Source organism: uncultured Lactobacillus sp. (assembly GCF_947367085.1).
Taxonomy (GTDB): domain Bacteria; phylum Bacillota; class Bacilli; order Lactobacillales; family Lactobacillaceae; genus Lactobacillus.
Genome location: NZ_CANBCP010000021.1, coordinates 22,218 through 29,384 on the forward strand (window position 1 = coordinate 22,218; position 7,167 = coordinate 29,384).

The 7,167-nt window shown below is 39.1% G+C and carries 7 protein-coding genes; 3 read left to right on the forward strand and 4 right to left on the reverse strand.

Annotation, left to right across the window (positions count from 1 at the left end):
• Positions 1-182: 182 nt before the first annotated feature.
• The gene (locus tag Q0Y70_RS05090; RefSeq protein ID WP_297817652.1) at positions 183-1,538 is read left to right on the forward strand and encodes a C45 family peptidase; all 1,356 of its coding nucleotides are present in this window, start codon (positions 183-185) and stop codon (positions 1,536-1,538) included.
• 66 nt (positions 1,539-1,604) lie between these two features.
• Here the strand turns inward: Q0Y70_RS05090 and pyrE are convergent, their stop codons facing one another.
• Positions 1,605-2,231 carry an orotate phosphoribosyltransferase gene (pyrE, locus tag Q0Y70_RS05095; RefSeq protein WP_297817655.1) on the reverse strand — a complete coding sequence of 209 codons (627 nt, stop codon included), beginning with the start codon at positions 2,229-2,231 and terminating at the stop codon, positions 1,605-1,607.
• The gene (gene pyrF, locus Q0Y70_RS05100) at positions 2,231-2,938 is read right to left on the reverse strand and encodes an orotidine-5'-phosphate decarboxylase (RefSeq protein ID WP_297817658.1); all 708 of its coding nucleotides are present in this window, start codon (positions 2,936-2,938) and stop codon (positions 2,231-2,233) included. Before pyrF ends, pyrE begins: the two co-directional genes overlap by 1 nt.
• Before the next feature lie 261 nt (positions 2,939-3,199).
• Here pyrF and Q0Y70_RS05105 point away from each other — a divergent pair, with 261 nt between their 5' ends.
• Positions 3,200-4,441, forward strand: a complete 1,242-nt coding sequence (locus tag Q0Y70_RS05105; RefSeq protein WP_297817661.1) for an MFS transporter — start codon at positions 3,200-3,202, stop codon at positions 4,439-4,441.
• The gene (locus tag Q0Y70_RS05110) at positions 4,434-5,351 is read left to right on the forward strand and encodes a dihydroorotate dehydrogenase (protein WP_297817664.1); all 918 of its coding nucleotides are present in this window, start codon (positions 4,434-4,436) and stop codon (positions 5,349-5,351) included. The genes Q0Y70_RS05105 and Q0Y70_RS05110 overlap by 8 nt, the downstream gene beginning before the upstream one ends.
• Here the strand turns inward: Q0Y70_RS05110 and Q0Y70_RS05115 are convergent.
• Positions 5,348-5,563, reverse strand: a complete 216-nt coding sequence (locus tag Q0Y70_RS05115; protein WP_297817667.1) for a hypothetical protein — start codon at positions 5,561-5,563, stop codon at positions 5,348-5,350. The two genes, Q0Y70_RS05110 and Q0Y70_RS05115, sit on opposite strands and share 4 nt — an antisense overlap.
• A gap of 125 nt (positions 5,564-5,688) precedes the next feature.
• Positions 5,689-7,101 carry a DHA2 family efflux MFS transporter permease subunit gene (locus Q0Y70_RS05120; RefSeq protein WP_297817670.1) on the reverse strand — a complete coding sequence of 471 codons (1,413 nt, stop codon included), beginning with the start codon at positions 7,099-7,101 and terminating at the stop codon, positions 5,689-5,691.
• Positions 7,102-7,167: the final 66 nt, after the last annotated feature.

The following is a 7,167-nucleotide window of genomic DNA, read 5'->3' on the forward strand; positions in this document are numbered from 1 at the left end:
ATAAAACCGTCTTTTTTCTTGACTTTTTTGATAAGTCGATTTGTTTGAATTTTACCTCCTAAGCTCTTATATTGAAAGCGAATGAGTAATTAAAATATTCAGCTTTACGATTGATATCACAGTAATTATCACCTTTTATCAAATACTGAATGTTTGAATTGTTACTTAAGGAGGTTTTTATTATGGCTTTAACTGAAAAACAATCACAAATTGTTGCCAAAGCTTCTCGCAAAGACGAAAATGGTTGGCATTATCTAACTGTTCAAGGCGATCCTTACGAGATTGGTTTTCAACATGGTTATTTGTTAACCGATGAATTCAAAGATGCCATTCGTGTTTATAAACACATGACTTTAGAATTATATGGAATGGACTATTCATTCTTTGTTGAGCAAGCTGTTAAGCTGCACAAAGATAAAATTCCACAAGAATATCTAGATGAAATGCAAGGCATGGCCGATGGATTTACTGCTGGTGGTTTTGAAACTAGCTTAGAAGATGTAATTGGCTGGAATGACTGGATGGAATTAACTGGTTATTGGTGGCCAACGGTTGCTGCTAATTATTCAAATAATCCACCACAAGGACCAAAGGGTTCTCACTGTTCAGGATTTGTAGCAACAGGTTCAGCAACTAAAGATGGAAAACCAGTCATCGCTCACGAGAGTTTTGATGACTTTTGGAGCGGTCAATACTTCAACGTTTGTGAAAAGGTAATCCCAACTAAGGGTCACAGCTTTAAGATGCAGACGGTTCCTGGTTACATTGATTCAATGACCGACTTTTATGTAACTGATGCTGGCTTAGGAATTACCGAAACGACGATTGCCGGCTTTGTTGGTTATGATGATAGCGGAATTCCAGAATTTGTTCGTGCTCGTCGCGCTACTCAATATGCAAATAATATTGATGAGTGGGTCAAAATTGTTAATGACGGCAATAATGGTGGTTATGCAAATATTTGGTTATTATGTGATATTAATACTGGTGAAATTGCCCGCTTTGAACAAGGTTTAAAGAACCAAGAATTGTTGCGCACTAAAGACGGCTTTTACTATGGCTGTAACGCTTGTCACAACCCACGTATTCGTAATTTGGAGTGTGTTGATAATGGCTATAACGACACCCGTCAGCAAACAGGTGCCCGCCGTGCGCGCTTTGAAGTATTAATGCCGGAACTTTCTGGCACAATTGATGATGAAGTCGCTAAAAAGATCTTAGCTGATAAATACGACCCATACTTAGGTTATATTTGTGCTTCATCACGTAATATCTGTGCTCACTATGATGTTGATCCTCAATACTATGCCGATGATCCGCACGGCGTTTGGAATGTTCCATTCTTCCCAGGTGGCTCTTGTGACGGTAAGTGTGCTGATAGTGAAGATATCAAGAACGTCAACATGTGGGGTATTTTTGGTAGAGCTGATGGTGAGAGCTTTGATGCTGAAAGCTTTATGAAACAACACCCACAATGGAACTGGCAAAAAGGTTACTTATACGACAGACCAAGTCAGCCATGGACATTATTTGATTAAAAATAAATAGTTCAATAAAAAATGCACTAGGAAAAAATCCTGGTGCATTTTTGTTTGGCTATTGAATTATTTTCCCCAAGCCCAAGGGTCTTGGTGCCATGTTTTAAGCATGTTATATTGATCATCAGTGAAATGACCGCTTTCTTTTTCTTGACTAATTAATTCAGGATAAGAAAGCAAGGGTTCAAATTGCGTCTTAGCTTTGGCGAAGTTTTCTTTGGCATCAGGCAAGTAGTAAGTAAAAATTGAGCTGACGCCGCAGATGTTGCCACCTTCTTTTTGACAAGCTTTGACTGCTTGAAGCACTGAAGAGCCAGTTGTAACTAAATCATCAATTAAGACAATCTGATCATCTTTTGAAAAGCGCCCTTCAATTTGGCGTCCTTTGCCGTGATCTTTAGGTTTGGGACGGACATAAATCATTGGTAAGTTCAGTTTTTGAGCAACCCATGCAGCATGCGGTAAGCCGGCAGTCACCACCCCACCGATGACAGTTACATCAGGGTATTTATTTTTAATTAAATCAGCTAAGTCAGTTGCAATCATCTCGCGTAAAGCTGGGTAAGAAATAGTTAACCGAAAATCAGTGTAGATAGGTGACAGCATGCCGCTAGCATAGGTAAAAGGCTTATCTGGTGAAATAGTAACGATCTTTTCTTTGATCAAATCATTAATAATTTGCTTTTGATACATTAGTTGAACTCCTTTTTAATCGTTTCATATGCATTTTGAGGATTACTTGCTAAAGTGATCGGACGGCCGACGACGATTGCACTTGCACCGAATTTTTTTGCTTGAGCAGGTGTGGCAACTCGAGCTTGATCATCACTAGCAGTATGATTAGGCCGGATGCCAGGAGTGACGTATAAAAAATCATCGCCGATTTCTTGTCTTAAGTCACTTACCTCAAGTGGTGAACAAATTACGCCATCTGCACCAGAATTCTTAGCCAGCTTAGCTAAAGAGAGGACTTGCTGCTTCATTGGTAAGGCGCAGCTTTGTTCATTTTTTAAGACCTCATCTGAAATTGAAGTAAGTTCAGTCACAGCAAGTAATTTGGGAACGTTGTGATTAGCGCTCGTTCCAGCAATTAAGCCATCTTTAGCTGCTTTAATCATCTTGCTGCCACCTAATGCGTGGACTGTGGTATAAGTAATTCCAAGACTAGCTAATTGCTTGGCGGCATTATAGACAGTATTAGGGATATCGTGCAATTTTAAGTCTAAAAAGATGCTGTAGCCCTTAGCTGCTAAGTCTTTAACTAAACTTGCTCCTGAATTAAAGAAAAGCTCCATTCCAATTTTGATGGTGACATTTTGAGGTTTCCCTAAGCTATCTAGGATCTCTGTGAGTTGTTTCTGATTATCTACATCCAATGCAACAATGACTGGTTTATTCATTTTACCTCCAAAAATAAAAGAAAAAGTCTACATTGGTGCAGAGAAAGCTCCAAGTGTAGACTTGTAGAAAGTAAAATTATTTAAGTCAATTCAACTTGCGGTCTCTCTGTACCGTTTAAAGTTTGTTTGACAAAAGCATAGCATCAAAAAAATAAAAAAGCAAATTGAAATTTGTGCTTGTAAAAAAATATATTGCGTGTACAATTGGGTGTTGAAAAAATAATTGAATGACAGAGAGCATTCGTTTTGGAGGAATTTAATATGGACACAATTACTAGGCACAACCATAGTCTAACCAAGAACCAGAAGTGGGTTATTGCATCTACTTCTTCAGGATTTGCATTAGAGAATATGGATGTGCTTTTTTTATCGTTTGCGATGAGTTCAATGATTGCGGATCTTCACTTGTCAGGTGGAGCAGCCGGATTAATTTCATCAATTACTAACCTCGGGATGCTAGCAGGAGGAATTTGCTTTGGCATCTTGGGAGATAAAATTGGCCGCGTTAAGACCTTCAGCCACACAATTATTATTTTCGCCGTTGCAACTGCCTTGATGGCTTTTGCAAATAATATTTATCTGATCTATGCTTTGAGATTTTTAGCCGGAATTGGAGCAGGTGGTGAATATGGCGTCGGAATTGCGCTGATTGCTGAAAACTTTAGAAGTGACCGGATTGGTAAGATGACCTCAATTGCTGCTATCGGAGGACAAATTGGGGCAATCTTAGCTGCTTTAGTTGCAGCTTGGATTATTCCAACTGCAGGCTGGCATATGTTATTTTTAGTTGGAATTATTCCAGTGATTTTAACGCTCTTCATTAGAAAGCACGTCGACGAAAGCCAAGCCTTTTTAGAGGCAAAAGCCAATGAGAAGAACTCACTTTTATCAGATGTTGTCAAAAAGATGTTTTCAACACCAAAGTTAGTCTTTCAAACTTTAGGTTTGATGGTGATGATGACAGTCCAAATTGCTGGCTACTTTGGCTTAATGAATTGGCTACCAACAATTGTTCAAAAGCAGTTAAACTTGAATGTCTCAAGCTCTAGTCTGTGGATGATTGCTACAATTGTCGGAATGAGCATCGGGATGATGACATTCGGGGCAATCTTTGATTATTTTGGCCCAGTTAGAGCATTCTCAATCTTCTTAATTGGCTCAGCGGTGATGGTTTATACTCTGTCACTTGCTAACAATATGGCAACTTTGCTGCTGATTGGAGCGGTAGTTGGATTTTTCTCAAATGGGATGTTTGGCGGATACGGCGCAGTCATCAGCCGCTTGTATCCAACCGAGATCCGTTCGACTGCTAATAATGTTATTGTAAATGTCGGTCGGGCAATCGGCGGCTTTTCATCAGTGGTCATTGGGATTTTAATGGATAAGTACAACTTAGGGGTTGTAATGGGCTTTTTATCAGCACTTTACATCTTAAGCTTCATCGTTATGATCAGCTTGCCAGGGTTAAGAAAGTTAAGTCCAAAGAAGGCTCAAAATGACTAATTTAAAAGTTAATCTACCAGGTTTAAAGTTGAAAAATCCGCTGATGCCAGCAAGCGGGACTTTTGGCTTTGGTGACACGAAGGCAGCTCAAAGTTTTGATCTAAATAAATTAGGTGCGATTGTTTTAAAGACGACGACTAAAAAAGCCAAACTCGGAAACCCCGCTCCTCAGATTGCCTTACTAGATGATGGAGTGATGAATTCAGTGGGCTTGACTAATCCGGGCGCTCAGCAGGTAGTTAGTGAAAAGATTTTGCCCTTAAGACAAAAGTATCCAAACTTGCCAATTATTGCTAGTGTAGGCGGAGCAAGTATCGACGATTATGTCGATGTCGCACAAAAATTGGACCAAGCCCCAATTGATGCTTTAGAGATTAATATTTCTTGTCCTAATGTCGCACAAGGCGGGATGCATTTTGGAACAGATCCCGAAACTGTTGAAAAGTTAACTTCCGTCGTTAAAAAGAAGGTAACTCATCCAATTTATGTTAAATTAACACCTAATGTTACAGACATTGTGGCAATTGCCCAAGCAGCCGCAAGGGCAGGAGCAGATGGACTCAGTATGATCAATACACTGCTTGGTTTAGAAATTGATGTCAAAACGCGTAAACCTGTCTTAGGTAATGGTATGGGAGGATTATCAGGAAAGGCAATTCAGCCGCTAGCTTTGAGGATGATCTATCAAGTCCACCAAAAAGTAGACCTACCAATTATTGGGATGGGCGGTATTAGCAATGCTCAAGATATTATCAAATTCTTTTTAGCAGGAGCTAGTTGTGTAGCTGTTGGTTCAGCGCATTTTAAAGATCCGCAAGCCTGCCTGCATCTAGCAGCTCAGCTAGAGGGCGAGTTAGAAAAAATGGGAGTTCAAGATATTAATGATCTTGTTGGCCAAATTGATTTTTAGATAAAGATCATCTTAAAAGGCGTGTACAAGAATAATAGTAAGAAAATGACAACCAGTGTGAGCAAGATGAGATTGCGCTTAGTGAGTCTTTGATAAACTTGTTCGTTGATTTTCTTAGCTTTAAAACCTCTCTTTGCTTGCAGCTGACGGTTAATAATTACTAAAGCTAAGATCAGATAGATGATTAAGCCGATCCCTTCGAAAATTCGCATGATTACTCCTTTAATAATGAAGCAAAAAGATGTTTTTATCTTCTAATCTTAGTTGATAAAAACATCTTTTTTTCTAGTTTCTTCTATTATATATGTAAATTCTACAATAGGATCAAAAATCTATATTAATCATTTACCTTTTTGATCTTCAAAGATAATAATAAGCCGATCACAATTAAAGCAATTGAGAAATAGAAACCATAGTGAGTTCCGTTAGTAAAGGCGGCTGCCTTATTTGAAGAACTAGCCATATTTTGACCTAAAGAAAGCAAAATTGTAGAAATTGCTGTAGCGATTGCTCCGACAATTTGCTGGAGGGTGTTCATGATTGTGGAGCCGTCAGCAGCTTGTGGTCCTTGAATCGCATTCAAAGCGTAGGTTTGAGATGGTGACATTGCTAAGGGACAGCCGATCATTAAGATAATGTGGGCTAAAATAATGTACCAAACTGGTGACGAAGTTGTTAAAGTAGCAAGCATAATACTACCAATTAAGGCGATGATAAAGCCAAAGATGGCAGGTTTGCGAGCTCCGATGTTGTCATATAAGCGTCCAGCAAAAGCAGAAGTTACTGCGTTGACAATTCCACCTGGCAAAAGCATGATTCCGGCCATCGCTACAGCAAGCATGTGGCCTGATTGAATATATTGTGGCAATAAATACATTGCAGATAAGATGACACCAAAGTCAACCATCACAATCAAGGCACCAATTCTGAATTGACTCAATTTAAAGACTTTCAAATTCAAAATTGGGTTTGTCAGTTTAAATTGACGACGAACGTAAAAGGCTAAGATAATGATTCCGGCTAAAAGCAATACCCAGACAAGAACTGAGCCCAGGCCAAAATCACTGATTAAGCTAACGGCACTTACCAAAAAGGCAAAGCCAAAAGCTGACTCGATGATTGAAAGAGTATCAACGTGAGGTTTAGTTAATTCAGTAGTGTTAACTAAGAAAGTTAAACTTAAAAATAAGGCTACTACTAAAAATGGAACAAACAACCAAAAGATCCAATTCCAAGAAAGCTTGGCTAAGATCAAACCGGTAATTGTAGGACCAATTGCAGGAGCCAACATAATAACCATCGCGCAAGCTCCCATCGCACCACCTAACTTGTCAGGGGCAAAAACTTGCATGGCAATTGTAAACATTAAAGGTAATACAATCCCAGTTCCCAGTCCTTGAATCATTCTACCTGTTAACAAAATAGTAAAACTAGGTGCAATGGCTGAGATAACGGCCCCAATCAAAAAGGCAGCTAAGCCAAATGAAACTAGTTTTCTTGTTGAAAACCACTTAGTCATGATGCTGGATAAGGGTAAGATAATTCCGATGATTAACATATATCCAGTTACCAACCACTGAACGGTACCTGCGGGAATATTAAAAGCAGTCATTAATTGTGGCAGTGCGATATTGAGGGATGTTTCAGAAAGCATTCCGACAAAGGCTCCGATCATTAAAGGAGCCATCGCTAGCCAAGGATGATCTACCTCAACTAGAGCTTTTAATGGGGTGTTTTGAGTATTTTCCATATTTTGATTTTTCTCTCCTTGTCTAAAAAAGTATCAAAAATGCATCGCTGATCAGAATAACATAAT